The 24,777-nt window shown below is 60.7% G+C and carries 18 protein-coding genes and 1 pseudogene; 12 read left to right on the plus strand and 7 right to left on the minus strand.

Annotated features, from left to right (window positions below):
- Positions 1–4 precede the first annotated feature (4 nt).
- From tssF to ACUTQY_RS02740, 6 genes are all read left to right on the plus strand, one after another.
- Positions 5–1,891 (plus strand): type VI secretion system baseplate subunit TssF, encoded by a 1,887-nt coding sequence (tssF, locus tag ACUTQY_RS02715; RefSeq protein WP_033643563.1) that lies wholly within the window; start codon positions 5–7, stop codon positions 1,889–1,891.
- A complete protein-coding gene (gene tssG, locus ACUTQY_RS02720; RefSeq protein ID WP_046687351.1) occupies positions 1,888–2,958 on the plus strand; it encodes a type VI secretion system baseplate subunit TssG in 1,071 nt (356 codons plus the stop codon). Before tssF ends, tssG begins: the two co-directional genes overlap by 4 nt.
- 56 nt (positions 2,959–3,014) lie before the next feature.
- Positions 3,015–5,669 carry a type VI secretion system ATPase TssH gene (gene tssH / locus ACUTQY_RS02725; RefSeq protein ID WP_033643564.1) on the plus strand — a complete coding sequence of 885 codons (2,655 nt, stop codon included), beginning with the start codon at positions 3,015–3,017 and terminating at the stop codon, positions 5,667–5,669.
- 49 nt (positions 5,670–5,718) lie between these two features.
- Positions 5,719–7,164: a serine/threonine protein kinase gene (locus ACUTQY_RS02730; protein ID WP_033643565.1), complete on the plus strand. Its 1,446-nt coding sequence runs from the start codon at positions 5,719–5,721 to the stop codon at positions 7,162–7,164.
- 141 nt (positions 7,165–7,305) lie between these two features.
- A complete protein-coding gene (locus ACUTQY_RS02735; protein ID WP_128868514.1) occupies positions 7,306–9,891 on the plus strand; it encodes a type VI secretion system Vgr family protein in 2,586 nt (861 codons plus the stop codon).
- Positions 9,892–9,894: 3 nt separating this feature from the next.
- Positions 9,895–10,647, plus strand: a complete 753-nt coding sequence (locus ACUTQY_RS02740) for a hypothetical protein (protein ID WP_033643567.1) — start codon at positions 9,895–9,897, stop codon at positions 10,645–10,647.
- Between the two features lie 218 nt (positions 10,648–10,865).
- Here the strand turns inward: ACUTQY_RS02740 and sbmC are convergent, their stop codons facing one another.
- A complete protein-coding gene (sbmC, locus tag ACUTQY_RS02745; protein ID WP_046687353.1) occupies positions 10,866–11,333 on the minus strand; it encodes a DNA gyrase inhibitor SbmC in 468 nt (155 codons plus the stop codon).
- 23 nt (positions 11,334–11,356) lie between these two features.
- Positions 11,357–12,199 carry a tryptophan 2,3-dioxygenase gene (gene kynA, locus ACUTQY_RS02750; protein ID WP_046687354.1) on the minus strand — a complete coding sequence of 281 codons (843 nt, stop codon included), beginning with the start codon at positions 12,197–12,199 and terminating at the stop codon, positions 11,357–11,359.
- Positions 12,200–12,493: 294 nt separating this feature from the next.
- On the opposite strand from kynA, the gene ACUTQY_RS02755 reads away from it, so the two are divergent.
- From ACUTQY_RS02755 to ACUTQY_RS02770, 4 genes are all read left to right on the plus strand, one after another.
- A complete protein-coding gene (locus ACUTQY_RS02755) occupies positions 12,494–13,531 on the plus strand; it encodes a LacI family DNA-binding transcriptional regulator (RefSeq protein ID WP_046687355.1) in 1,038 nt (345 codons plus the stop codon).
- A gap of 269 nt (positions 13,532–13,800) precedes the next feature.
- Positions 13,801–15,036, plus strand: a complete 1,236-nt coding sequence (locus ACUTQY_RS02760; protein WP_232093723.1) for an MFS transporter — start codon at positions 13,801–13,803, stop codon at positions 15,034–15,036.
- 21 nt (positions 15,037–15,057) lie between these two features.
- Positions 15,058–15,822 carry an SDR family NAD(P)-dependent oxidoreductase gene (locus ACUTQY_RS02765; RefSeq protein WP_046687356.1) on the plus strand — a complete coding sequence of 255 codons (765 nt, stop codon included), beginning with the start codon at positions 15,058–15,060 and terminating at the stop codon, positions 15,820–15,822.
- 45 nt (positions 15,823–15,867) lie between these two features.
- Positions 15,868–16,284, plus strand: a complete 417-nt coding sequence (locus ACUTQY_RS02770; RefSeq protein ID WP_033643572.1) for an RbsD/FucU domain-containing protein — start codon at positions 15,868–15,870, stop codon at positions 16,282–16,284.
- 52 nt (positions 16,285–16,336) lie between these two features.
- On the opposite strand, the gene ACUTQY_RS02775 is transcribed toward ACUTQY_RS02770, so the two are convergent.
- Complete coding sequence (locus ACUTQY_RS02775; protein WP_046687357.1) at positions 16,337–17,686, minus strand: colicin-like pore-forming protein; 1,350 nt, start codon at positions 17,684–17,686, stop codon at positions 16,337–16,339.
- A gap of 305 nt (positions 17,687–17,991) precedes the next feature.
- Here ACUTQY_RS02775 and ACUTQY_RS02780 point away from each other — a divergent pair, with 305 nt between their 5' ends.
- Positions 17,992–19,071 (plus strand): transketolase-like TK C-terminal-containing protein, encoded by a 1,080-nt coding sequence (locus ACUTQY_RS02780; protein WP_033643574.1) that lies wholly within the window; start codon positions 17,992–17,994, stop codon positions 19,069–19,071.
- Here ACUTQY_RS02780 and ACUTQY_RS02785 read toward each other — a convergent pair whose 3' ends face one another.
- Positions 19,072–19,509, minus strand: coding sequence for a MarR family winged helix-turn-helix transcriptional regulator (locus ACUTQY_RS02785; RefSeq protein WP_033643576.1), 438 nt, complete (start codon positions 19,507–19,509; stop codon positions 19,072–19,074). It abuts the gene before it with no gap.
- Between the two features lie 154 nt (positions 19,510–19,663).
- Here ACUTQY_RS02785 and aceE point away from each other — a divergent pair, with 154 nt between their 5' ends.
- Positions 19,664–22,339, plus strand: coding sequence for a pyruvate dehydrogenase (acetyl-transferring), homodimeric type (gene aceE / locus ACUTQY_RS02790; RefSeq protein ID WP_046687358.1), 2,676 nt, complete (start codon positions 19,664–19,666; stop codon positions 22,337–22,339).
- A 27-nt stretch (positions 22,340–22,366) separates the two neighbouring features.
- On the opposite strand, the gene umuC is transcribed toward aceE, so the two are convergent.
- The 3 genes and pseudogenes from umuC to ACUTQY_RS02805 form a co-directional block, all read right to left on the minus strand.
- A complete protein-coding gene (umuC, locus tag ACUTQY_RS02795) occupies positions 22,367–23,683 on the minus strand; it encodes a translesion error-prone DNA polymerase V subunit UmuC (protein WP_046687359.1) in 1,317 nt (438 codons plus the stop codon).
- Positions 23,684–23,685: 2 nt separating this feature from the next.
- Positions 23,686–24,120, minus strand: a complete 435-nt coding sequence (gene umuD / locus ACUTQY_RS02800; protein ID WP_046687360.1) for a translesion error-prone DNA polymerase V autoproteolytic subunit — start codon at positions 24,118–24,120, stop codon at positions 23,686–23,688.
- Between the two features lie 188 nt (positions 24,121–24,308).
- Positions 24,309–24,488 (minus strand): annotated as a pseudogene (locus ACUTQY_RS02805) (SOS response-associated peptidase family protein); the annotation flags it as partial.
- Between the last annotated feature and the right edge of the window lie 289 nt (positions 24,489–24,777).

Genomic DNA, 24,777 nt, shown 5'->3' on the forward strand with positions numbered 1-24,777 from the left:
GGCGATGGACAGTAAACTGTTAGATTATTACAACCGCGAGCTGGCCTATCTGCGTGAGATGGGCGCCGAGTTCGCCGAACAGTACCCGAAGGTCGCGGGCCGTCTCGGCATGCGCGGCATCGACGTGGCGGACCCTTATATCGAGCGTCTGATGGAGGGCTTCGCCTTCCTCACCTCGCGCGTGCAGCTGAAAATGGACGCCGAGTTCCCGCGCTTTTCTCAGCGCTTGCTGGAGATCATCTACCCCAACTACCTGTCGCCGACGCCGTCGATGGCGATCGCCGAGCTGCAGCCGGACAGCAGTAAAGGCGATATCAGCAACGGCTTCGTGGTGCCGCGCGGCACCATGATGGACAGCCAGACGCTGAAGAAAAGCGGCATCACCTGCAGTTACACCACGGCGCATGACGTCACGCTGCAGCCGGTGCGCATCGCCGGCGTCGAGCTGGGCGGCATTCCGGCCGATATTCCGCTGGCCTCGCTGGGGCTGCAGCACAGCGGCTGCGTCAGCGCGCTGCGCATTCGGCTCGAGTGCTACGAAAGCGTGACGCTCAACAACCTGCAGCTGGACCAATTGATGTTTTACCTGGCCGGGCCGGACATGCAGGCGCAGCAGCTGCTGGAGTTGCTGATGCAGCACAGCGTCGGGCTTGTCTGCCAAACGGTGGAGGCTCAGCCGCAGCGGCGGGCGCTGGCGTTGGATGGGCTGCGACAGGAAGGCTTTGCCGCCGATCAGGCGCTGCTGCCCAACGATCTGCGCAACTTCGAAGGCTACCGGCTGCTGCAAGAATATTTCGCCTTCCCGGCGCGCTTCCAGTTCTTCAGCGTCAACGGCCTGCGCCCGCTGTTGCAAAGCGTGCGCGAAGGGAAAAAGGCGCTGCGCCAGTTCGAAATCGTGGTGCTGCTCGATAGGCACGACGCCGCGCTGGAACGGGTGGTCGACGTTGCCCATTTGGCGCTGCACTGCACGCCGGTGATCAACCTGTTTCCGAAAGTGGCCGAACGCATCGCGATCAACGAAAAGAACCACGAATACCATCTGGTGGTCGACAATATCCGGCCGCTGGATTACGAAGTGTTTTCGGTGCAGCGGCTCGGCGGCAGCGCCAGCGAAAAACGCTACGAGCAAGAGTTTCGGCCGTTTTACAGCACCCTGAGCGCGGACGATGGCAACTATGGCGCCTACTTCTCGCTGCGGCGCGAACAGCGCACGCTGTCGGAGCACGCCCGCCGCTACGGCACCCGCACCGGCTATGCCGGTTCGGAAGTGTTCGTATCGCTGGTGGACGAACGGCAGTCGCCGTGGCACAGCGATCTGAAATACCTCACCGCCGACGTGCTGTGCACCAGCCGCGACCTGCCGTTGATGCTGTTGCAGCAGGATCAGGGCAATTTCGTGATGCCCGATTCAATCCCGATCAAGCAGGTCTCGCTGCGCAAAGGCCCTACGCCGCCGCGTCCGGCGCTGGCCGAAGGGATGATCACCTGGCGGTTGATCAGTCAGCTGCAGCTGAATTACCTCAGCATGATGGACGGCGATCCGGAACAGGGCGCCGCCAGCCTGCGCCAGCTGCTGGGGCTGTACGGCAACCTGAGCGAGCCGGCGATCGCCAAACAGATCCAGGGCGTGCGCCACTGCAACTTGCGGCCGGTCTATCGGCGAGTGCCTGAACCCGGCCCCATCGTGTTCGCGCGCGGCATCGCCATCGATCTGACGGTCGATGAGCAGGCGTTCTCCGGCAACAGTCCTTACCTGCTCGGCAGCGTGCTGGAGCGCCTGTTCTCGCGCCTGGTGGCGATGAACACCTTCACCGAGATGACGCTCTCCAGCCAGCAGCGCGGCGAGATCGCCCACTGGCAGGCGCGCATGGGCAAAAGGACGCTGATATGAACGCGGAGATGATCGCTACCGAACTGGCACCGCCGCAGATCAACGCGCTGTATCGCCTGCCGGACGACTTCTGGCCGCGGCTGCGCAGCGCGCCTTACAAGCACGATCTGTTTCAACTGCTGCGGCGCATCGACGCCCAGGGCGGCCAGCCCTACCTGCTGGGGCGCGCGCCGCTGCCGCGCCACGAGATGCTGCGCCTGGGCCAGGAACCTTCGCTGTCGTTCGCGCCCTCCACGCTGGCGCAGGTGACGCCGCGCGCCAACAGCCCGCTGCACGACGTATCGATCTTCAGCTTCGGCCTGTTCGGCCCCAACGGACCGCTGCCGCTGCACCTGACCGAATACGTGCGCGAACGGGTGTACCACCATCAGGACACCACCCTGCTGGCGTTCACCAATCTGTTCCATCACCGGCTGACGCTGCTGTTTTACCGCGCCTGGGCCGACGCGCAGCCGACGGTGTCGCTGGATCGCCCGGACAACCGGCGCTTCGACGAGTACCTGTCGAGCCTGATCGGCATCGGCCAGCCGGCGCAGCAAGAGCGCGACAGCATCAACGCCCACGCTAAACATTTTATGGCCGGTCATCTGATTCGCCACAGCCGCGATCCGGAAGGCCTGAGCAAAATTTTGCAGCAGTATTTCAAGGTGCCGGTGCGCATCGTCGAAAACGTGCCGCACTGGCTGCGGGTGGAGCCGCGCGAGCAGGCGCGGCTCAAGGCCGGACGCGGCGCGCCGCGGCTCGGCGAGTCGGCCTTTCTCGGCATCGCGGTGCGGGATATCCAGCACAAGTTCCGCATCGAACTGGGGCCGATGCCGCAGCAGGACTATGACCGCTTTCTGCCCGGCGCCGATCTGTGCCGGCAACTGCGCGACTGGGTGCGCCAATACCTGGGCATCGAGTTCGTCTGGGAAGTGCGCCTGATCCTGGCGAAGGAACAGGCGCACGGCATCCAGCTCGGCGGCGTGCAGCGATTGGGCCTGAGCAGTTGGCTGGCCGACCATCGGCGACAGCGCGATCTCGACGATCTGATCTTCAGCCCTGAACCGCTGGAAAACCCGTTCTGACCCTATTTCGGCCGGCGCCCTGCGGCGCTAGGCCACTCTGAGACCTGAGGAAAACCATGTCTGAAATCAGCCGCTCGGTATTATTCGGCAAACTGGATAGCCTGTTATTCACCTCTCTGGAAAGTGCGACGGCGTTTTGCAAGCTGCGCGGTAACCCCTACGTCGAATTGGCGCACTGGCTGCATCAGCTGATGCAATCGCCGGACGGCGATCTGCAGCAGATCGTTCGCCACTTCGCGCTGGACGAGGCGCAGCTGGCGCGCGACATCGTCGAGGCGCTCGATCGCCTGCCGCGCGGCGCCAGCGCCATCTCCGATCTGTCCGAGCACATCGACAGCGCGGTAGAACGCGCCTGGGTCTATGGCTCATTGAAGTTCGGCGCGGCGCGCATCCGCGGCGGCCACCTGCTGCTCGGCATTCTGAAAACCTACAGCCTGCGCCACCTGCTGAAGGCCATTTCCCCGCAGTTCGAGCGCATCAACGCCGATCTGCTGATGGAACAGTTCGCCGCCATTACCGCTCACTCGGCGGAAAACGCCCAGGATGCGGCGGCGCAAAGCGGCGCCGAGCCCCTGCCCGGCGCGGCGCGCAGCGGTGAAAGCGTGCTGGCGCAGTATGCCCAGGATCTGACCGCCAGAGCGCGCAACGGCGAGATCGACCCGGTGGCCGGCCGCGATGAAGAGATCCGGCAAATCGTCGATATTCTGATGCGCCGCCGCCAGAACAACCCGCTGCTGACCGGCGAGGCCGGCGTCGGCAAAACCGCCGTGGTGGAAGGCCTGGCGCTGCGCATCGTGGCCGGCGACGTGCCGCCGCAGCTGCGCGACGTGAAGCTGTGCCTGCTGGACATCGGCATGCTGCAGGCCGGCGCCGGCGTCAAGGGCGAGTTTGAAAAACGGCTGCAGGCGGTGATCGACGAAGTGCAATCCAGCCCGACGCCGATCATCCTGTTTATCGACGAAATTCACACCCTGATCGGCGCCGGCGGCGCCCAGGGCACTGGCGACGCCGCCAACCTGCTGAAACCGGCATTGGCACGCGGCCAACTGCGCACCATCGGCGCCACCACCTGGTCGGAATACAAGAAATACATCGAGAAAGACCCGGCGCTCACCCGACGTTTCCAGGTGGTGCAGGTGCACGAACCGAGCGAAGACAAAGCGCTGCTGATGCTGCGCAGCACCGTCAGCCCGCTGGAGCAACACCACCGCGTGCTGCTGCTGGATGAAGCGGTGGACGCCGCGGTGCGGCTGTCCCATCGCTATATTCCGGCCCGCCAGTTGCCGGACAAGGCGGTGGCGCTGCTGGATACCGCCTGCGCGCGCGTGGCGGTCAGCCAACATGCCGAGCCCGCCCAGGTCGAAGACTGCCGCCACCGCATCGATGCGCTGCAGATAGAGTTGGATATCGCCCGCCGCGAGGCCAAGGTCGGCATCGGCGATCCTCTGCGCCCGCAGGAGATTGAAGCCCAATTGACCGCGCTGCGCCAGGAACTCGAACAGTTGACCGAGCGTTGGCAGCAGGAGCTGGCGCTGATCCAGCAGATCATCACGCTGCGCGCCCAACTGCACGCCCAAGAAGAGGCGAGCACCGACGAAGAGACGCAAACGCGCCCTGATGCCGACGCGCTGCGCGCCCAATTGGGCGAACTGCAGCAGCAGCTGAGCGCGCTGCAGGGCGAAGCGCCGCTGATCTTCGCAGCCGTCGACGCCAACATCGTGGCGGCGGTGGTGGCCGACTGGACCGGCATCCCGCTGGGCCGCATGGTGAAAAACGAGATTGAAGCGGTGCTGCAGCTCTCCGACACCCTGAATCAGCGCGTCATCGGCCAACGCCATGCGCTGGATCTGATCGCCCGCCGGGTGCGCACCTCACGAGCGCGGCTGGACGATCCGAACAAACCGGTCGGGGTATTCCTGCTGGCCGGGCCCTCCGGCGTCGGCAAAACCGAAACCGCGCTGGCGCTGGCGGAAACCCTGTACGGCGGCGAGCAGAACGTCATCACCATCAACATGAGCGAATTCCAGGAGTCGCACACCGTTTCGACGCTGAAAGGCGCGCCGCCCGGCTATGTCGGCTACGGCGAGGGCGGCGTGTTGACCGAGGCGGTTCGCCGCCGTCCTTACAGCGTGGTGCTGTTGGACGAGATCGAAAAGGCGCACCCGGACGTACATGAAATCTTCTTCCAGGTGTTCGACAAGGGCTGGATGGAGGACGGCGAAGGCCGTCATATCGATTTCCGCAACACCATCATCATCCTGACCTCCAACGTCGGCACCGATCTGATCGCCGGGTTGTGCAGCGATCCGGAGCTGCTGCCGGAGCCGGAGGCGCTGAGCGGCGCGCTGCGCCAACCGCTGCTGTCGGTGTTCCCGGCCGCCTTGCTCGGCCGCCTGCTGGTGGTGCCGTATTACCCGCTGACCGACGCCACGCTGGGCAACATCGTGCGCCTGCAATTGGGCCGCATTCAGCGTCGCCTGGCGGAGAATCACGACATCGTCTGCACCTTCGACGACGCGGTCATCGAGCAGATCGTCAGCCGCTGCACCGAGGTGGAGTCCGGCGGCCGCATGGTCGACGCTATCCTGACCAACACCCTGCTGCCGCAGATCAGCCACACCCTGCTGACCGGCAGCGCCAACGACCAGCGCTATCGCCAGCTGCATATCGCGCTGCAGAACAACGAATTCATTTGTCAATTTCAGGCATAACGCCGCGGCCGCCGAGACGGCGGCCCTTTGAACACAGAGAGTCATCACTATGTCGGGAACCGGGATAACCAAACCGAATTCGAACAGCCTGCCGAGCGGCTATCGATTCAATGAATTCGAGATCCAGGAAGCGATCGGCGAAGGCGGCTTCGGCATCGTCTACCGCGCCTACGATCACCAACTGGAACGCACCATCGCCATCAAGGAGTACATGCCAACCTCGCTGGCGAAACGCAACGACGATCTCAGCATCGGGCTGCGCGGCGAACGCTTCGGCAAAACTTTCCAGGCCGGGCTGAACAGCTTTATTCAGGAGGCGCGTCTGCTGGCGCGCTTCTCGCATCCCGGTCTGCTGCACGTGTTGCGCTTCTGGGAAGAGAACGGCACCGCCTATATGGGCACCCAGTTTTACAGCGGCACCACGCTGAAAAACCTGCAGGCGCAGCAGCCGGAGAAGATCGACGAGGCGTGGATCCGTCGGCTGCTGCCGCCGCTGTTCAGCGCCATCAACACCATCCATCAGGAAGGCTATCTGCACCGCGACATTTCGCTGGATAACATCCAGATCCAGGAGAGCCAGCTGCCGGTGCTGCTGGACTTCGGGTCGGCGCGCAAAGAGATCGGCAACCTGTCGGACGAAACGGAGATCATGCTCAAACCGGGCTTCGCGCCGATCGAGCAGTACACCGAGAACAGCGACGGCGAACAAGGGCCGTGGACCGATATCTACGCGCTCGGCGCCGTGCTGCACACGCTGATCGTCGGTTCGCCGCCGCCGGTCAGCGTGGTGCGCAGCATCGAAGACAGCTACCAGCCGCTGACCGAGCGCCGCCCCGCCGGCTACTCGCCGGAGCTGCTGCGCACCGTCGATCGCGCGCTGGCGCTGAAGCCGGAAGACCGCCCGCAGACCATCGACGAAATGGCCGAGCTGTTGCATCTGCCGATCGCCGATGAAAACGAAATCATCAGCACCCCGGCCGCCGCGCCGGAGAACTTGCTGGTCGCCGCCAACCCGGCCGCCGCTGCGGCCGCAGCCGGCACCGTTACCGCGCGCGGCACCCAATTCTCGCGCCCGATGATGGCCGGCGCCGGCGTCGCCGCGCTGCTGGTGATCGGCGCGATCGCCTGGCTGAGCGGCGGCAAGGACGATGCCCAGGCCGTCGCTCAAAACAGCGAGGCGTCACCGGCGCAGAAAACCCTGACGCAGCAGCCGAGCGCGCCGCAAACCGCGCAGCCTGCGGCGGCGGAACCTGAAAAAGCGGCGCCGCCGGCGCAACCGGTGGCGTTGGTGTACTTCAAACTGCAACCGGGTGAGCAGGTCAGCCTCGACGGCAAGCCGCAGCAGGTGACGCCGGGCGAAAACGGCTTCGCCAGCCTGAACCTGGCGCCGGGCCGCTATCAGCTGGAGATCCGTCACAACGATCGGCTCCGCCGCCAGCAGCTCAGCATCGACACCGCCGGCACCTGGCTGGTCAACCCGGCCACTGCCGGCTAATCCCGTTCTGAAACTCCGCCTCGGCGGGGTTTCCCCTATTTCATGAGACTGACGAGCAACTGCCCCCTCATTGGCCGCGCGGCAAGGCCGCTGCAACGCCGGAGTATGCAGGGCATGACGTCAATCACAGAGGACGTTCTCATGTTGGATCGCATTATTGCGCACACGCCGCTGGGCCAGGAGCAGCTGCTGTTCCGCTCACTGGACGGCATCGAAGCGCTTTCCACCCCTTTCGACTTCTCTATTGAACTGCTGAGCACCGACGCGCGGCTCGATCGCAAAGCGCTGCTCGGCCAACCGCTGACGCTGGAGATCCCGACTCAGGGCTTTCTCAGCGCCCCGCGCTACCTGAACGGCAAGATCACCGCCATCGCCGTCAGCAGCGAAGAGATCGGCGGCACCCGCTACGCGGTGTATAGCCTGCACGTGCAGCCGGATCTGTGGCCGATGACCAAGGATCGCAACTTCCGCATCTTCCAGGAACAGACGGTGCCGCAGATCGTCAAGACCCTGTTGGCGGAGCACAACGTGCAGCTGGAAGATCAGCTGACCGGCGACTATCGCCTGTGGGGCTACTGCGTGCAGTACAACGAAAGCAGCTTCAACTTCATCAGCCGCCTGATGGAGTTGGAGGGCATCTATTACTATTTCAAACATGAGATGGGCAAACACACGCTGGTGCTCGGGGATGCGCCCCACCACCACCAGCCCTATCCCGGCTACGAGATGATCCCCTATCACCTGACGCCGTCCGGCGGCAGCACCAGCGAGGAAGGCATCAGCCAGTGGACGTTGTCCGATCGCGTCACGCCGGGCATCTACAGCCTGGACGACTACGATTTCCGCAAGCCGAACGCCTGGCTGTTCCAGGCGCGGCAAAACCCGGTCTCGCCGACGCCGGGGCAGATTGACGTCTACGACTGGCCGGGCCGCTACACCGAGCATCAGCAGGGGGAGTTCTACGCCCGCGTGCGCCAGGAAGCCTGGCAGGCCGAACATCAGCAGATCCGAGGCACCGCCACCGCCATGGGCATCGCCCCCGGCAGTACCTTCACGCTGTATAACGCCCCGCATGCCGACGACAATCGCGAATATCTGACGCTGCAGGCCAGCTACCATCTGAAAGAGAATCGCTACGCCAGCGGCGACGATCAGAGCAGCGAACACCGCATCGACTTCATCGTCCTGCCGGCGGACGTGCCCTGGCACCCGCCGCAGCAGGCTATCTGGCCGAAAACCCACGGACCGCAGACCGCCCGGGTGGTCGGCCCGGCCGGCGAATCGATTTGGACCGACAAATACGGCCGTATCAAGGTGAAGTTCCACTGGGATCGCTTCGGGCCGAAAGACGACGGCAGCTCCTGCTGGGTGCGCGTCTCCAGCGCCTGGGCCGGCCAAGGCTACGGCGGCGTGCAGATCCCGCGCGTGAACGACGAAGTGGTGGTGGACTTTATCAACGGCGATCCGGATCGGCCGATCGTCACCGGGCGCGTCTATAACGAAGCCAGCATGCCGCCGTGGGCGCTGCCGGCCGCCGCCACCCAGATGGGCTTTATGAGCCGCACCAAGGACGGCACCGCCGACAACGCCAACGCCCTGCGTTTCGAAGACAAGGCCGGCGCCGAACAGGTGTGGATCCAGGCGGAGCGCAACATGGACACCCAGGTGAAAAACGATGAAAGCCACACCATCGCTAACGATCACACGCATCTGGTGGGCGGTAACCAGATCAAACGGGTGGTGCTCAATCAGGCGACCGGCGTCAAAGGTGAATCCTCCGCGCTGACCGGCAAAACACGCAGCGACGCCGTGGTCAATGCCTTTACCCTCGGCTCCGGCGAATCGCTGCGGCTCGAATGCGGCGAAAGCGTGATCGAACTGCTGGCGGACGGCCAAATCAACATCACCGGCACCAGTTTCAATATCACGGTAAAAGAGGATGGCGCGATCAACACCGGCGGCCAGCTGGATCTCAACCAGCCTGGCGGCGCCGCGCGCACCGCCGCACCGGGCGGTGGCCATCAGGCGGCAATCCAGAGCGCCGTCGATCAGCTGTTCCCGAACGAGGAGGCGAGTGGTACGCCGGGAAAGCCGGTTAACGCCGCCCCTCGGGCGGCGGCAGCGGCGCCGGCATCTATCACGCAAAATGCTCAATCGACAACAAAACCCGGCAGAATTGATAATCGGGTTGTTGAATCGGTCATGGCCTCTGAAGGGAGTGCTGGAGAACAAGGTGGGCGCCGTGAGTTATACGGATTCAGAAAAGGAAATGGCAATGCTTATGACAAAATCCTTGCTGCTCGTAACCAATACGGCCAAGGCAGCGCTGAAGAGTTTGAGGAAGTATCCAAAGCAATGAGCGCATCAGCGAAGTCTGCAGGTGCACTGAACTTTTCTGATCCAGGAAAACAAGGGGCAATAACTTCATTGGCACATATGCGTGGCTCATCTGGCGCACAAGCGATCCTGAACTCCATGGAGTCCGGACGAATAGTTAAGGCTGATACCTTAACGTCGGAGGCAATAGCCAAAATTGAAAGTATGTCGGCGGAAAGCTTTCAGGATAATTTACTTAAAGCTCGGGTAGAATACGATAGAGCAATATATGGAGATACCATCACGACGCAGGGTGGTAAACAGTACAACTGGTGGGCACGTTATGGTAATGGCCTTCAAAAGCGGTATGCCCGGGAAGCAGAAGAATTTTTAAAATTATCAAACGAGTGATTTATGTTCAAAAAAATCTTATTACCTACATTGTTTGCTGCTTCTTTGCTTTGCTCCATTGAATCCACATCAGCGATAGACCTGTTACAATATAACAAAACCAACACAGTAAGCGGGCTGGTCAACGATAAAGCGGTCACTGACAATCTTAAAAGCATACTGGGTCAAGACTATGAAAAGTACATCAACAACTTTGATGTGTTCGGTGAACCTCATTCAACCCCAGGTGGTGGGTTATTTGTTGAAGGGTGGCTAAAAGATCTTTATCTGGAAAATGCCTCTGCTCTGGTCATCAATCCCGATGGGAAAATTTATGCCGCCTGGGTTGTACCTGATTCTGATATCATAAATTACAAATCATCTGATAAAGATTCCCCTATTAATAATGATATTCTGCATTGGGCTGCACGCTTCAAAGACATGCATTTTTCCTCAGACAGCAAAAGAAATAAGGTGAGGACTGAGGAAGAATACTTTGACACACAGTCATTCTCTATCAAGCTCATGACTGTTTGCATCAGTAAAGGAAACTGTAATGATGCTACTTATTATGGAGAGCGTAAAAAAGATGGTGCTGCTGTAACTTTGCAGGGAAAAGTGACACGTGCTGATTGCAATACAGCCCCATGCCCAATAATCAGTTATGAGTTTAAAAATGCATCGACGACCTACATGCTCAGTAAAATTGATAACACACTGACAGTTATAAAGAACGGTAAGATATTAATGAATCAAAAAGGAACTTGGGGGAAATAGCCACCACAACCGCCACCGAGTGATTCCAAGGCACTTGATTCCAAGGCGCTAAAGTGAGACTTGGCCTATCTACCTACACTGTATAGATATCAAACGGCCTATACGTCAGTGCGAGTGACACTCCCTCCTCTTGTCACCGCTCCTAAACCGAACAGGAATGACAATCACAGGCTGAATCGATATCCCCTATCGATTCAGCCTTCTTTATCATTTCCCCTTCACCACTTCTTCACCGTCTGGTAAATCTCGAGGTCAAAATAGCCGTCGGCCTCGCAGTCGTTGAGATAGTGTTCATAGCTCACTCCCTCAACCGGCTGATAGCCGCTGGCCGGCAGCAGCTTCTGGTAAAACTCGCCCCATACCCGTTCGAAATCGCCATCGCTGATGCGTACGCGGTAAACCGCGTACTGCCCAGCGGGCAGCGTCTGCACGGTCATACCCGCGCTGCCCGTCGGCAGCGCGAAATCGTCCGCCACGCTCATCACCACGTCGGCGCGCAGCTTTTCCGACGCCACTTCCGCCGGATCGTCCCAATACAACACCAGCCATTTGCCGAACGGCACGTCGTGACGCTGCCGCCATGCCAGCAGTTGCTGCGAACTCTGCGGGATGGTCTGCGGATACGGCCCCACCACTCTTACCCCCACCACCTTCTCCGCCGCCTTATCGATAATCCTCACGCTCATCGCCCTTATCCTCTCTCTTTATCTCAGGCGCCGATTTCGGTACGCACGTCCAGCAGTTCGGGGAAAAAGGTCAGGTCCAACGCCTTTTTCAGGAAGCTGACGCCGCTGGAACCGCCGGTGCCCGACTTAAAGCCGATGATCCGCTCCACCGTTTTCATATGGCGGAAGCGCCACAGATGGAAACTCTCTTCGATATCCACCAGCTTCTCCGCCATTTCATACGCTTCCCAATAGGTCTGCGGGTTGTCGTAGATCACTTTGAACGCCGGCAGCAGATCCGGGTTGCGCTGATAGGGCTGCGTCCAGTCGCGCTTGAGGCACTCCTGCGGGATCGGCAAACCGTGGCGCGCCAGGTACAGCAAGTATTCGTCGTACAGGCTCGGCGCTTCGAGGATCGCCTTCAGCGCCGCGTGTTTTTCCGCATCGCTGCTGAACACCGCCAGCATGGCGGCGTTCTTGTTGCCGAGCAGAAACTCGATCGACCGGTATTGATGCGACTGGAAGCCCGACGAACTGCCCAACACATCGCGAAACTCGACGTATTCCGACGGCGTCAGCGTTTCCAGCACCGCCCACTGTTCGAACAGCAGCCGCTGGATCTGTTTGACGCGCGCGAGAATTTTGAAACAGTGGCTGAGTTTGTCCTGCTGCACCAGCCGCAGCGCCGCCTGTAGCTCGTGCAGCATCAGTTTCATCCACAGTTCGGAGGTTTGGTGCTGTATCACGAACAGCATTTCGTCATGATGCGCCGGGTTGGAGAGCGGGTGCTGGCAGTCCAGCAGTTGGTCCAGGCACAGGTAGTCGCCATAGCTCATGCGTTTGGAAAAATCGGTGACAATCGCGCTTTCTAATTCCCGTTTGTTCATCTGTGATCTCCGTTGCGCCCAGCGCCCCATCGGCCTGGAACGTGCCGCAAAGAGAAAACAATAGTACAGAACCCGCCGCCCCGAAGGGCGATAAACGAGAGATGCTTCGCAGATCTCACTCATCCGCGTCACCCCATGGCCGCCGCCCTTTGCTGTTTAGTAAACAACCAGCCCTGCGCCTGACGACTCTCACAAATGCGCGATCCCGTGCGGGTTTCGCCCCGGTTGCGGCTTGCCTGCGCCCGCCTTCCCTTATAGATTGCAGGCTAACGGCAGGCAGCAAGGGATCGGCAAATGGCAAATATTCGTGATGTCGCGCGGTTGGCCGGCGTGTCCATCAGCAGCGTGTCGAACCTGCTGAATAATCGCAGCCACCAGATGAGTGCACAGACCCGTCAGCGCATCGAACAGGCGATGGACACCCTGGACTATCGTCCGGCGCGCACCGCAGTGAACCTCGCGCCACAGGCGAAGATCATCGGCCTGCTGCTGCCGTCGATCGTTAACCCGAGTTTTTCGGCGCTGGCGCACGCCGTCGACAGCGCGGCGCGCGCTCACCGCTACCGCGTCTTGCTCGGCAACGCCTACAGGCAGGAACAGGAGGAAGCCGCGTTTATCGACGATATGTTTCTGCATGGCGTGCGCGGCATCATCGTGGCGGCGAGCGACATCCGCCAGACCCATTTTGTCCGGGCGGCCGAGCGGGGCATGAAGATCGTCAGCTATGACAGCCCGTTCGCCGAGCCGATGGCCGCCGACAGCCGGTTGTTCGACAGCGTGTCGATGGACAATCTCGCCGCCGGGCGTCTGGCCGCGCAGCACCTGCTCGAACGCGGCTGCCGACATATCGTGTTCGCCACCGAAGCGGCGCTGACCGTGGGGCGCAGCCACAAGATCGACGGTTTTCTGAGTGCGCTGGGGCACAACTTGAGCGAACGCCAACGGGTGATCGAAGGCAAAGCCACCAGCGCCTACGGCGACACGGAGATGTTCGAATTGGGGCTGACGCTGGCATCCCGCATCCTCGCGCTGACGCCGCGCCCGGACGGCATCGTGGCGATTAACGATGCGCTGGGCATCGGGCTGATGGTGGGGCTGCGCGCCGCCGGCGTCCAGGTGCCAGCAGAGATTTCGGTGGTCGGCATCGACAATATCGCGCTTGCCGGCCTGGCCGAACCGGGGTTGACGTCGATCGGCCCGCCGCTGGCCGAGATGGCGCAGCTGATGGTCGAACGCCTGATCGGCCGCATCAACAATGATTCACAACCGCCCGGCGAGTTTCTCTTCCCGCCGACGGTCATCAGCCGGCGTTCCGTCAAAACCGCCGGTTAATACGGTAAAAACGGCTTACCCAGGCGATGCGCAGATAGCATCGTCCGGCTCGCCGCAGCCAAAATCAGAAAAAACAGCGTCGTCGCAATAAATAAACGGCGCGACGCTTTATGCACGCAACGTCGTTATTCAGCACGCCGCTCATGACTTTGGGCCGGGCCGCTATTATTCCGATTAACCACATGGGAAAAACCATGATGAAAAAAACAATGCCAAAGGATATTGAACGCAGTGCCATCAGGAAATTGACGCTGCATATTGTCCCCCTCATGATCTTGTTGTATTTCCTGGCCTTTCTCGACCGCAACAATATGGCCTACGCCGCCAAAGCGTTGGAAGATAATCTGGGATTGACCGCCTCGGCTTTCGGCTTCGCTTCCGGAATTTTCTTTATCGGCTATTTCCTGTTTGAAATACCCAGCAACGCCGGCACCATTAAATTCGGCCCGCGCATCTGGTTCGCCAGAATATTAATTTCCTGGGGCATCTTCGCAACCCTGCTCGGTTTTGTGCGCACGCCGCTGGAGCTGTATATTTGCCGTTTTATGCTGGGCGTGTGCGAAGCCGGTTTCTTTCCCTCGGTGGTGTATTATTTCACGGTCTTCTTCCCGGAAAAATACCGCACCAAAATTCTCGGCATGTTCATCATCGTCCAGCCGCTGTCCAACGCGGTCGGCTCGCCGATTTCCGGCTTTATTCTCAATATTCAGCATGACTGGTTCGGCTTCGCCCCCTGGCAGCTGCTGTTCATCCTCGAAGGGCTGCCGCCGATCGTCATCGGCCTGCTGATCCCCTTCCTGATCAAGAACTCGCCCAAGGACGTCGGTTATCTGAACGTGGAGGAAAAAGCCTGGCTGATGAGCAACGCCGGCCGCTCCAAATCCGGCTCAAAAATCACGCTGGGCGACTTCCTCAAGGGCATTAAAAACAGAAAGTACCTGCTCTACGCGCTGCTCAACTTCGGCATGGTATGCGGCATTTACGGCTTCGGCACCTGGCTGCCGTCGATCATCAGCGCCATTTCCGGCAGCGATATCTTTCGCGTCAGCCTGCTGGCGCTCATTCCCTACGGCCTGGCCGCGCTGCTGGTGTATCCGTGGAGCCTGTGGGCCAGCAAAACCAAAAAGCTCGGCGTGTTCGCCGGCCTCAGCATGGTGATCGCCGCCATCGGCCTGATGGGCGCGGTGACATTTTTTAAATACGACCCGCTCGTCGCGCTGTCATTCCTGTGCATTGCCGCCATCGGCATCTACACCGCCGTGCCGCCGTTCTTATCCATGCCCGCCAATATCTCCACCGGCGCGGCCGCGGCCGCCGGGCTGGCGGTGGTGAGCTGCATCGGCAATATCGGCGGTTTTGTCGCCCCCTATGCGGTGGGCGTGCTGAACGATCTGACCGGCAGCAGCGCGCCGGGGCTGTTTTTCCTGGCCTCGTGCCTGCTGGCGACCGGTTTGATCTGCATTTTCTACTGCGCCAAACAGCGTGAAGGCGTCATCAATTCTTAACGAACCAATAAGGAGTCAATCATGGGCAATCTTGCGGGCAAAAAGGTCTTTATCACCGGGGCGGAACAGGGCATCGGCCGCGCCACCGCAGAGCGGCTGATCAAGGCCGGGTGCGACATCTATTTTCACTACCACAGCGACGAAAGCGGCCCCAAGGCGCTGGTGGCACTGGCCCATTCACTCGGACAAAAGGCCGCCTACGGCTACGCCGATCTCATCGACACCGACGAAACGCTGCGCTGCGTCTCGGCCGGCGCCGAGTTTCTCGGCGGCATCGATATTCTGATCAATAACGTCGGCGGCATCGTCGGGCGCAAATGGCTGGGCGAGATCGATCGCGCCTTCTGGCAAACCGTGATCGACGTAAACATGACCACCATGCTGAACGTGACCCAGAGCGCGCTGCCGCACCTGAAGGCGGCGCCGAACGGCGCCAGCATCATCAACCTGGCCTCGCTGGCCGGCCGCGCCGGCGGGCACGCCGGCTCGCTGGTCTATTCCGCCACCAAGGGCGCGGTGCTCACCTGGACGCGCTCGCTGGCGGCGGAGCTGGGCGAGCACGGCATCCGGGTGAACGCGGTGGCGCCCGGCCTGATCCTCGGCACCCGCTTTCATAATCGCCATACCACCCAGGCATCGGCGGAGGAAACCGTTCGCAGCATCCCGCTGGGCCGCGCAGGCACGCCGGACGACGTGGCCCGCGCCATCGCCTTCCTGGCGGCGGAATACGACGGCTTCATCTCCGGCGCCACTCTCGACATCAACGGCGGCATCTTCCGCATGTAGTTCAGCTGCGGGCGGCACAGCCGCCCCCTATTCAGGAATCGCTTTATGATCAAATCCGCCATCACTCACCCGCCGCTGCTCGCCGCGCTGGCGCAATGCGGGCATAAAACCCAGGTGCTGATCGCCGACGGCAATTACGCCTGCGTGACGCACGCGCCGAAAGACGCCACCGTGGTCTATCTGAACCTGGCGCCCGGCACGCTCGCCGCCCCGCCAATCCTGGAAAAACTGCTGGCCTGCATCAACGTGGAAAGCGCGGCGCTGATGGCCTGCCCGCCGGACTTCACCAACACTATCGAAGCCGAATACCGGCAACTGCTGCCAGAACATTGCCCGATCGAGCACCTGCCGCGCGAGGCGTTTTACGCCGCGGTCAAATCGGATCGGACGCTGCTGGTGATCGCCTCCGGCGAACGGCGCCGCTTCGCCAATCTGCTGCTGACGGTGGCGCCGGTGGTGTGAAAGAGGTAGAGGGTGTGAGGGATAAAATGAGGGGGCCAGCCCCCTCATGCCGTTACAGGTCAGCGACCCACTTCTCCAGCTCCCCCGCACGTTCCGCATCGATATAACTGGTGGCCCAGCCAAACAGGTAAGCGAAGGCGAAAATGCCCACCGTCGACGACACCAGCGTCGGCGCGAAAAACGCGGCGATAGCGGAAAGCGTATATCCTGCGCCGATCGACAACCCGAGCGCTTCGAGCTGGTTGCGGAACGCTTTCCAGTTGCCGGTTGAGAAACCTTCAATCGCGGCGTTTACCAGATCCGCGCCCTTGCTCGCCCAGTCCACCCCGGTGAAGACCTTGCCCAATACCCGCGCATTGCGGGCATACTGTTCCGCATCGATCATTTTCAGCCAGGCGACAATCGCCGCTTTGTCCTGCGCCTTGAGCTTTTTGTTCAGGCCCTTCGTCAATTGCTCGTAGGTTTTCTCCGCATCTTGCACGTTGCGGATATATTTTCCTTGAATTCCCGCCTCCAAATCCTTGGCGAGTTTGGCGTATTTCGCGCCGATCTTTTCCGCGATATCTTTATTGATACCTGCGGCCAGGCTGACGCCATCCTTGATGGCTTTTAATTCCGCATTTTGATATTCGACGAATTCCTTAACGATCGTTTTTACCGAGCCGGGTGATTTTACCGGCTTGCCGTTGGCATATTTCACCTCCATGGCATTCAGGTTATCCCCTCTCACCACGGCGATAAACGCGGGCCGGTTCTTATTGGCCTTATAGTAGAGGTTGTAGGTCGCCACTCCGTCTTGCTTTTCCACCTTCAAATGATGAAAACCGTAGTAACTCCCGGTCGTGCGGGTCGTCGAGAATTCGCCGGTTTTGCCGTTGCCATGCCAGCCGCTGACGGGCCGATCGCGATGCGAGTCTGTCACGAAACTGCCTAACGAAGAGGCGCCGATCTGCCCGGCATTCAGGCCATTGTTGCCGCCTTTGCCAGGGGGTGAGGGCTTGCGCGCATGGCCGGTTTCGATATCCCCGATCGCCACTGTCACCCCCTTGGCGTTGACCCCCATCACCAGCCCCCCCAGGCCAATGTGCTTCGCCTGATCGGCCGTCAAACCGGTGGCGGAAAGGCTCAGCGTGCCGGATGGGCTGACGCTTTCAATATGCAATTTCGCATCCGGGTTAATTCTGCGCGCCGCCTTAATCACCGCCTCCAGCTTCATGCGCAGCGCCGGATCGTTTTGGATCGCCGCTATCTGTTGCTGTTCCGGGCTGTTGCCAACGCCGGCGCCGCCGCGATCGCGATCGCCGGAATGGCCTTTATCGCCGCCCCCCGGCTCAGGGCCCGTACCGCGTTCAGAACTCCAGTTAGTCCCATCTCCTTTACCACCATAATTAAATCCAGGCATATGCTTTCATCCTTATTTCGTTTTATTTTTAAGATGCCGATATTCTCGTTTAACGCGGATTGACACGCGCATTATCCCTATCGGCAAACCGTTTTTAGCTGCCCGTCATTTATAAAAAACCGCAGAAATAAGGACAACGGATGGCGGCTGTCTGGTCGGTGAAACAAATAGGATCGCGTCTGCATAACCTGAATATATCGCCGCGGGTCACGCCTGGATGGCTGCGACCTGTTCAGAAGTCATTGGCACACGCCATGAATTGCAATTACAATCATCGCACTTGCAACTTAAAGGGAATGCTCCGCATGTCGCCTCAACGTATAACAATGCCTGCCGCCTCCGCCAGGACCAGAACCCTGGCCGAAGCCTGTATCCGCAAGATGGCCTCCGTCAGCCAGAACGCCGGCGCGGCGCTTCCCTCTTCCACCGCCTGGACGGCGGAAGCCTTGAGCGAACTAAACGCCAGTGGCAACATCTGGCTCATCGACGGCAGAAGGCGCGCCGAACCGCCGAGCTCCCGCTACGCCACCGCCTGGCCGCTCTGGTTTGGCCATCAATCAGAACGTTATGAGAAACCGTTGTTTTACGTCGTCAACACCCCTTCGGTGGACATGCTCCGCGGGCTTGAGCCGGAAACCAATCGCAAGGGGATTTTCATCAGCGATGCGGATACCGGCAGTACCGACTTGCCGAAAGGCGTGCAGGCCTGGTTCCCGCTCCAGCTCACCGCCATGCCGGACTGGCTGCCTTTCGATCCGGCCAATGCCCGGGAAACCGGCGCGATACTCCATCACGCCCTGCACGCGCTCTATCTGGAGGGAACGAGAAAGATGGTGTATCTCGCGACCAACGCAGACAATGATGCCCCCGCTTCCGGTGAGCCGTTTGTCGCAGAGCAGGCGTTCAAGGGGATGTATCGTGTCGCGGCGGCGGCGGACTCGCCGTTGCAGGTTCGCCTGTGCGGCGCAGGCAGAACGCTCGCCCGCGTTCAGCAGGCGGCTGAGGTGTTGAAAAATTGGGGCATCGCGGCCGAAATCTGGAGCTGCCCCAGCTACACGCGGTTGGCGCAGGATGCTGAACTCGCCGACATGCAGCGCCAGGACAGCGGCGGCGAATGCCATCTGAAAACGTGTCTGGGCGCCGGGAATGCCCCCGTCGTCGCCGTTACCGACTACTCGCACCTGATTGCCAACCAGCTCAAGCGGTTCATTCCCGCACGCTTTGCCGCGGTGGGTTCGGATTCTCGCACCCGGGGCGAAATTCACTATCCGCAGGCGGAATGGATTGCGCTATGCGCCCTCAAACTGCTGGCCGACGAGCAGAAAATTCCCTCGACGCTGATCGCCGATGCGCTGCGCGTTCTGCACATCACGCCCGATGCCTGATCACGCTCTGGCCAGCTGCATCGCGTTGTCCAACGCGTCGGAGAAGCGTGCGATCTCTTCTTCGCTGAACTGATTGAGAAAGTGGGTTTTGACCACCGCGCGGTAGATCTCCCACATTTTTTTCCGCAGGGCCTTACCTTCCTCGGTGATGGTGGCGAAGGAGGCCCGACGGTCGTCATCCGAACGGAAACGCGTGACCAGCCGCTCTTTTTCCAGGCGATCCATCAGGCGGGTCAGGTTATAACGCTCAATCACCAACACGTCCGCCAGTTCATGCATGCGGCGCGTGCCGTTTTCCCCGCTTTCCAATCCCCATAACACGTCATACCAGGCGTACGCCGGCAGCCCCGCCTCCGACAATTGCGTTTCTATCTTTTTGATGATTGCCCGGTGCGCGCGCACGAAGGAGAACCACAGGTCGGGTTGTTTATCTGTCATGTCAGTTTTCTCGTCAAAAGCGGTGAGTTGCAATTGCAATTGTAAAGGGATAGAGTGGCTTTCGCCATTATTGCATTTGCAACTCTTGCATATGCAATTCAATAAATTCCTGTATCGCTCAGCGCCTTATCAGGTAAGTACATTTGGAGCTTTTATGAACCAACCCGCGGTAAAAGCAGATCTTGACCCACAAGAGACGGCTGAATGGCTTGAGGCATTTGAAGGGGTCGCCGACATCGACGGCCGTGAACGCGCGCATTTTTTGTTGGAAAGAATGGCCGAAGCCGATCAGCGAAAACACGGCGATTTCTTCAGCATGGTCACCACGCCGTACGTGAATACGATCCCGGTCTATAAGCAGCCGACGTATCCCGGCGATCTGGCCGCGGAAGCGCGCATCAATGCGTTTATTCGCTGGAACGCCATGGCGATGGTGCTGCGCGCCGGCAAACATTCCAACGTCGGCGGACACATCGCCACCTACCAGTCGGCCGCGGTGCTTTACGACGTGGGATTCACGCACTTTTTCCGCGGACGCACCGATGAGTTTGCCGGTGACATGGTGTATATCCAGGGTCACTCCGCCCCCGGCATTTACGGCCGCGCCTATCTCGAAGGCCGCATCGACGAGGAGCAGCTCGACAACTTTCGCCGCGAATCCGTGCGCCGCGGCCTTTCTTCCTATCCGCACCCCAGGCTGATGCCGGATTTCTGGCAATATCCCACCGTTTCGATGGGGCTGGGGCCGCTGACCGCCGCCTATCAGGCACGCTATATGCGCTATCTGGAATACCGCGGGTTGAAACCGCATCAGGGGAGAAAGGTGTGGGCGTTTCTCGGCGACGGCGAGATGGATCAACCGGAATCGCTGGCGGCAATTGCGCTGGGCGGGCGAGAAAAGCTCGATAACCTGATCTTCGTCGTGAACTGCAATCTGCAGCGGCTGGATGGTCCCGTGCGCGGCAACGGCAAGATCATTCAGGAACTGGAAGGCACCTTCAAAGCCGCCGGCTGGCAGGTGATCAAGGTGATCTGGGGCAGTGGCTGGGACAAACTCCTGCAAAAAGATCGCTCCGGACTGCTGATGCAGCGCATGATGGAGTGCGTCGACGGCGATTACCAGACCTTCAAGTCGCAAAGCGGCGCCTATGTGCGGGAGCATTTCTTCGGCAAGTACCCGGAGTTGCTCGCGCTGGTCGCCGATCTGAGCAACGATGAGATCTGGGCGCTGCACCGCGGCGGCCACGATCCGCAAAAGGTGTACGCCGCCTACCATCAGGCGATGCATACCCCGGGCAGGCCGACGGTGGTATTGGCCAAAACGGTCAAAGGGTTCGGCATGGGAGAAGCCGGTGAAGGGCAGAACATCAACCATCAGCTGAAAAAAATGAGCCAGGATGCGGTGAAAGCCTTCCGCGATCGTTTGGGGCTGACGCTCCCCGATGCGCAGCTGGAAGCGATCCCTTATCTGAAGCCCGAGCCCGACAGCGCGGCGGCGAAGTACATCACCGCAACGCGCACCGCGCTGGGCGGCTACATCCCCGCCCGCTTCGGCCAATCTGCCCCGCTGGCGATACCGGCGTTATCGCGCTTCGACAGTCTCCTTAAGGGCAGCGGCGAGCGCAACATGTCAACCACCATGGCCTTCGTCAATATCCTCGGCGCGCTGCTCAAAGACCCCAACATCGGCAAACTGATCGTGCCCATCGTGCCGGACGAGTCGCGCACGTTCGGCATGGAAGGCCTGTTCCGCCAGATTGGCATCCATTCCTGGCTCGGCCAGCTGTATACCCCGCAGGATGCCGGGCAGCTCAGCTACTATAAAGAGGCCAAAGACGGCCAGATTTTGCAGGAAGGCATCAACGAATCCGGCGCGATATCGACCTGGATCGCCGCCGGCACCGCCTACAGCAACCACGATGTCGCGACGATCCCGTTCTATATCTTCTACTCCATGTTCGGGCTGCAGCGGGTGGGCGATCTCGCCTGGGCGGCGGCCGACGCGCGCACCAAGGGTTTCCTGCTCGGCGCCACCTCCGGCAGAACCACCCTGATGGGCGAAGGCTTGCAGCATGACGACGGCCACAGCCACGTGCTGTCTTCCGTGATCCCCAGCTGCGTCTCCTACGATCCGACCTATGCCTATGAACTCGCAGTGATCGTTCAGAGCGGCATGCGCAGGATGTTCGTTGAGCAAGAGGATATTTACTACTACATCACCTTGCTCAATGAGGGATACCCGCAGCCGCCGATGCCGGCGGGCGTAGAGGACGGGATTATCCAGGGGGCGTATTTGCTCAAACAGAGCGCAGCGACAACCCAAGAGAGCCCGCGTGCTCAGCTGGTCGCCAGCGGCGCCATCATGCGCGAGGCGCTGGCGGCGGCGGAGCTGTTGGCCGTGGACTTTGGCGTCGCCAGCGATATCTGGAGCGCCACCAGCCTGAGCGAGCTGCGCCGCAACGGCATGGCGGCCGAACGCTGGAACCTGCTGCATCCGGAAGATCCGCCGAAAGTCCCTTATATACAAAGCCTGCTGGCGGCGCATCCCGGCCCGGTAGTGGTAGCGACGGACTATATGAAGATCGTCGGCGATCAGATCAAACCGTTCTTGCCCGACCGCACCTTTATCGCCTTGGGCACCGACGGTTTTGGCCGCTCGGACACCCGCGAGGCGCTGCGTGAGTTCTTCGAGGTCAACCGCCATTTCATCGCGCTCGCCGCCCTGAAGCTGCTGGCTGACGAAGGCCGTATCGCCCGCAGCGAGGTCAACCGCGCCATGGCGCTGTACGGCATCGCCCCCGATAAGCCGGATCCGGCTGCGGTGAAGTAACACTCAGCCTACCCACGCCGCCGGTTGTCACCCGCGGCGTTTTTCTTCCTTCGATTCGGCAGCGCGCGGCGCCCGCTCCCCCAGCCGCACCAGCGGGATATCCGCCAGCCGGGTGGTGTAAGCCGGCGACAGCATGTCGCGCTTCATTTGCCACGGTTTGACGATCCCCTGCCCGGCGAACCATACGCGCCCGCGCCCTTCCTGATTCAGGCGATCGAGGGTCGCCATCAGGCGCTCGCTGTTGCGGCGCGGCGGGCAGTCGTCGAACAGGTCGATCTGCGCCATGGCGGCGGCGCTGAAATCCCCCAGCATCACGCCGCCCTTCAGATAACGCCGCCCCTCCTGCCAAATGCTCTCCAGCGCGCGCACCGCCATGGCGATGATGTCGCGGCTGTCGTTGCTCGGCGTTTGCAGCCGGGCGGTGCCCATATTGCTGTAATAGCCTTCGCCCGCCGAATGCGGGCTGGTTTTGATAAACACCGACACGTTGCGGCAATAGCGCTTTTCCTGTCGCAGCTTTTCGGCGGCGCGTTCGGCATAGCTGCAGATCGCCTCGCGCATGTGCGGGTAGTGCGTCAACCGCTGGCCGAACGAGCGGGAACAGATGATCTGCTCTTTCGCCGCCGCCTCATCTTCCCATTGCAGGCATGACTCGCCGCGCAGCTCACGTATCGTGCGCTCCAGCACCACGCTGAAGGTTTTACGCGCCAGCCGGGTATCGCAGTCCGCCAGCTGCAGCGCGGTGTGAATGCCCATCGCCTGCAGCTGGCGCGTCAGGCGGCGGCCCACGCCCCACACTTCTTCCACCGGAAGCAACGCCAGCAGTTTGCGCTGGCGCGCCGGATCGGATAAATCCACCACGCCGCCGGTGCCGCGCCATTTCTTGGCCGCGAAGTTGGCCAGCTTGGCCAGCGTTTTGCTCGGCGCAATGCCAACCCCGACCGTCAAATGCAGCTCGCGCCGGATGCGATCGCGCACCCGCTGGCCGAACGGTTCCAGCGCTTCGCAGCGCGCCACGCCGTCCAGCCGCAGAAAGGCTTCGTCCAGTGAATAGATCTCCACCGCCGGCGCCATCTCCTCCAGCGTGTCCATCACCCGGCGGGACATATCGGCGTACAGCGCGTAGTTGGAGGAGAACACCGCGACGTTGCGACGGCGCATCTCCTCTTTGATCTTGAAATAAGGCGCGCCCATCGGCACGCCCAGCGCCTTCGCCTCGGCGCTGCGGGCGATCACGCAGCCGTCGTTGTTGGACAACACAATCACCGGCCGCCCCCGCAGGTCGGGCCGAAAGATGGTCTCGCAGGAAGCGTAGAAGCAGTTGACGTCTACCAGGGCGAACATGGTTACAGCGCCGCGTAGACGATAAAGGTCACCACGCCGAAAATCTCCAGCTGCGCTTCGTCGTCGAACACGATGGGCGCGTAGGCGGGATTCATCGGCAACAGCCGCACGTCGGGGTGGCGCTGCAGCTTTTTGACGGTGAATTCACCGTCCACCGCAGCGATCACGATATTGCCGTGCTCCGGCGTCAGGGCGCTGTCGACAATCAACAGATCGCCATCCTGAATATTGCCGTCGATCATCGACTCGCCGCTGGCGCGCACGAAGTAGGTGGCGTTGGGGTGCCGTACCAGCAGTTTGCCGATATCCAGCCGGCTCTCGACATAGTCCTGCGCCGGGGAAGGAAAGCCGCAGGCCACGCGATCGGCAAACAGCGGTAACGTTAGGGGTTCACCTGGTGAAAAAGCATACAACCTTGAATTGCTCAGCATAATCATAACCAAACTGTATATTTATACAGTTAAGCATAAACAAAACGCGAACGCGTGCAACCCCCAATCCCCCTGCGGATCGCACTTTGCCGCGTAATATAATAATTTTCTGAGCGATTTTTCCTGCAGCTTTTGGCGTTCTTCACGTGTGTTTGCACACATGATATCCACCAAAACTGTGGATAATGCGGCACTCAGACCGTTGGCGTATCGATGGGCAGGATGAGTGAGGGATTGTCATTGCGAACGGCGCCGACGGCGGGCGATACCGGTTGCCAGACGAAATCCTCTGCCTGCAGGCTGTACACGTCAGCCTGCATTTGACCAGAGGGCGGGACTAAGCGGGTGTCGAGCCAGTCGCGCGCGGCCGTCGGTCTCTGCTGCGTACAGCGCCGCAAAGAACAGCGGCAGGCCTTGCCTCAGCAAGAGCCCACGGGAGGAACGGCGGACGGCCTTACAAAATGACGCCAATAAAATTGCGACTGGCAATGGCATCAATGGGACGGCCAGAGACGAAAGTCAGTACGTTATGCCAGGAGCTTGGGATAACCCGACAAACGCTGTACCGCCACATTTCCCCTGATGGTCCACTGCGAGCTGACGGTATAAAGCTGCTCAACCGGGGATAATTTTAGCGGACGGAAAAATCTGGGGTTCCGGCGT

The organism is Serratia sp. TSA_130.1, from assembly GCF_052691795.1.

What these genes read in the sequence shown, in the direction of transcription:
- tssH (WP_033643564.1), top strand. Translation starts at nt 3,015, where the DNA reads ATGTCTGAAATCAGCCGCTCGGTATTATTCGGCAAACTGGATAGCCTG.
- umuC (WP_046687359.1), bottom strand. Translation starts at nt 23,683, where the DNA reads ATGTTCGCCCTGGTAGACGTCAACTGCTTCTACGCTTCCTGCGAGACC.
- aceE (WP_046687358.1), top strand. Translation starts at nt 19,664, where the DNA reads ATGAACCAACCCGCGGTAAAAGCAGATCTTGACCCACAAGAGACGGCT.
- ACUTQY_RS02730 (WP_033643565.1), top strand. Translation starts at nt 5,719, where the DNA reads ATGTCGGGAACCGGGATAACCAAACCGAATTCGAACAGCCTGCCGAGC.
- ACUTQY_RS02780 (WP_033643574.1), top strand. Translation starts at nt 17,992, where the DNA reads ATGTCGCCTCAACGTATAACAATGCCTGCCGCCTCCGCCAGGACCAGA.
- ACUTQY_RS02770 (WP_033643572.1), top strand. Translation starts at nt 15,868, where the DNA reads ATGATCAAATCCGCCATCACTCACCCGCCGCTGCTCGCCGCGCTGGCG.
- ACUTQY_RS02760 (WP_232093723.1), top strand. Translation starts at nt 13,801, where the DNA reads ATGATCTTGTTGTATTTCCTGGCCTTTCTCGACCGCAACAATATGGCC.
- tssG (WP_046687351.1), top strand. Translation starts at nt 1,888, where the DNA reads ATGAACGCGGAGATGATCGCTACCGAACTGGCACCGCCGCAGATCAAC.
- sbmC (WP_046687353.1), bottom strand. Translation starts at nt 11,333, where the DNA reads ATGAGCGTGAGGATTATCGATAAGGCGGCGGAGAAGGTGGTGGGGGTA.
- tssF (WP_033643563.1), top strand. Translation starts at nt 5, where the DNA reads ATGGACAGTAAACTGTTAGATTATTACAACCGCGAGCTGGCCTATCTG.
- ACUTQY_RS02765 (WP_046687356.1), top strand. Translation starts at nt 15,058, where the DNA reads ATGGGCAATCTTGCGGGCAAAAAGGTCTTTATCACCGGGGCGGAACAG.
- ACUTQY_RS02775 (WP_046687357.1), bottom strand. Translation starts at nt 17,686, where the DNA reads ATGCCTGGATTTAATTATGGTGGTAAAGGAGATGGGACTAACTGGAGT.
- kynA (WP_046687354.1), bottom strand. Translation starts at nt 12,199, where the DNA reads ATGAACAAACGGGAATTAGAAAGCGCGATTGTCACCGATTTTTCCAAA.
- ACUTQY_RS02755 (WP_046687355.1), top strand. Translation starts at nt 12,494, where the DNA reads ATGGCAAATATTCGTGATGTCGCGCGGTTGGCCGGCGTGTCCATCAGC.
- ACUTQY_RS02735 (WP_128868514.1), top strand. Translation starts at nt 7,306, where the DNA reads ATGTTGGATCGCATTATTGCGCACACGCCGCTGGGCCAGGAGCAGCTG.
- ACUTQY_RS02785 (WP_033643576.1), bottom strand. Translation starts at nt 19,509, where the DNA reads ATGACAGATAAACAACCCGACCTGTGGTTCTCCTTCGTGCGCGCGCAC.
- umuD (WP_046687360.1), bottom strand. Translation starts at nt 24,120, where the DNA reads ATGATTATGCTGAGCAATTCAAGGTTGTATGCTTTTTCACCAGGTGAA.
- ACUTQY_RS02740 (WP_033643567.1), top strand. Translation starts at nt 9,895, where the DNA reads ATGTTCAAAAAAATCTTATTACCTACATTGTTTGCTGCTTCTTTGCTT.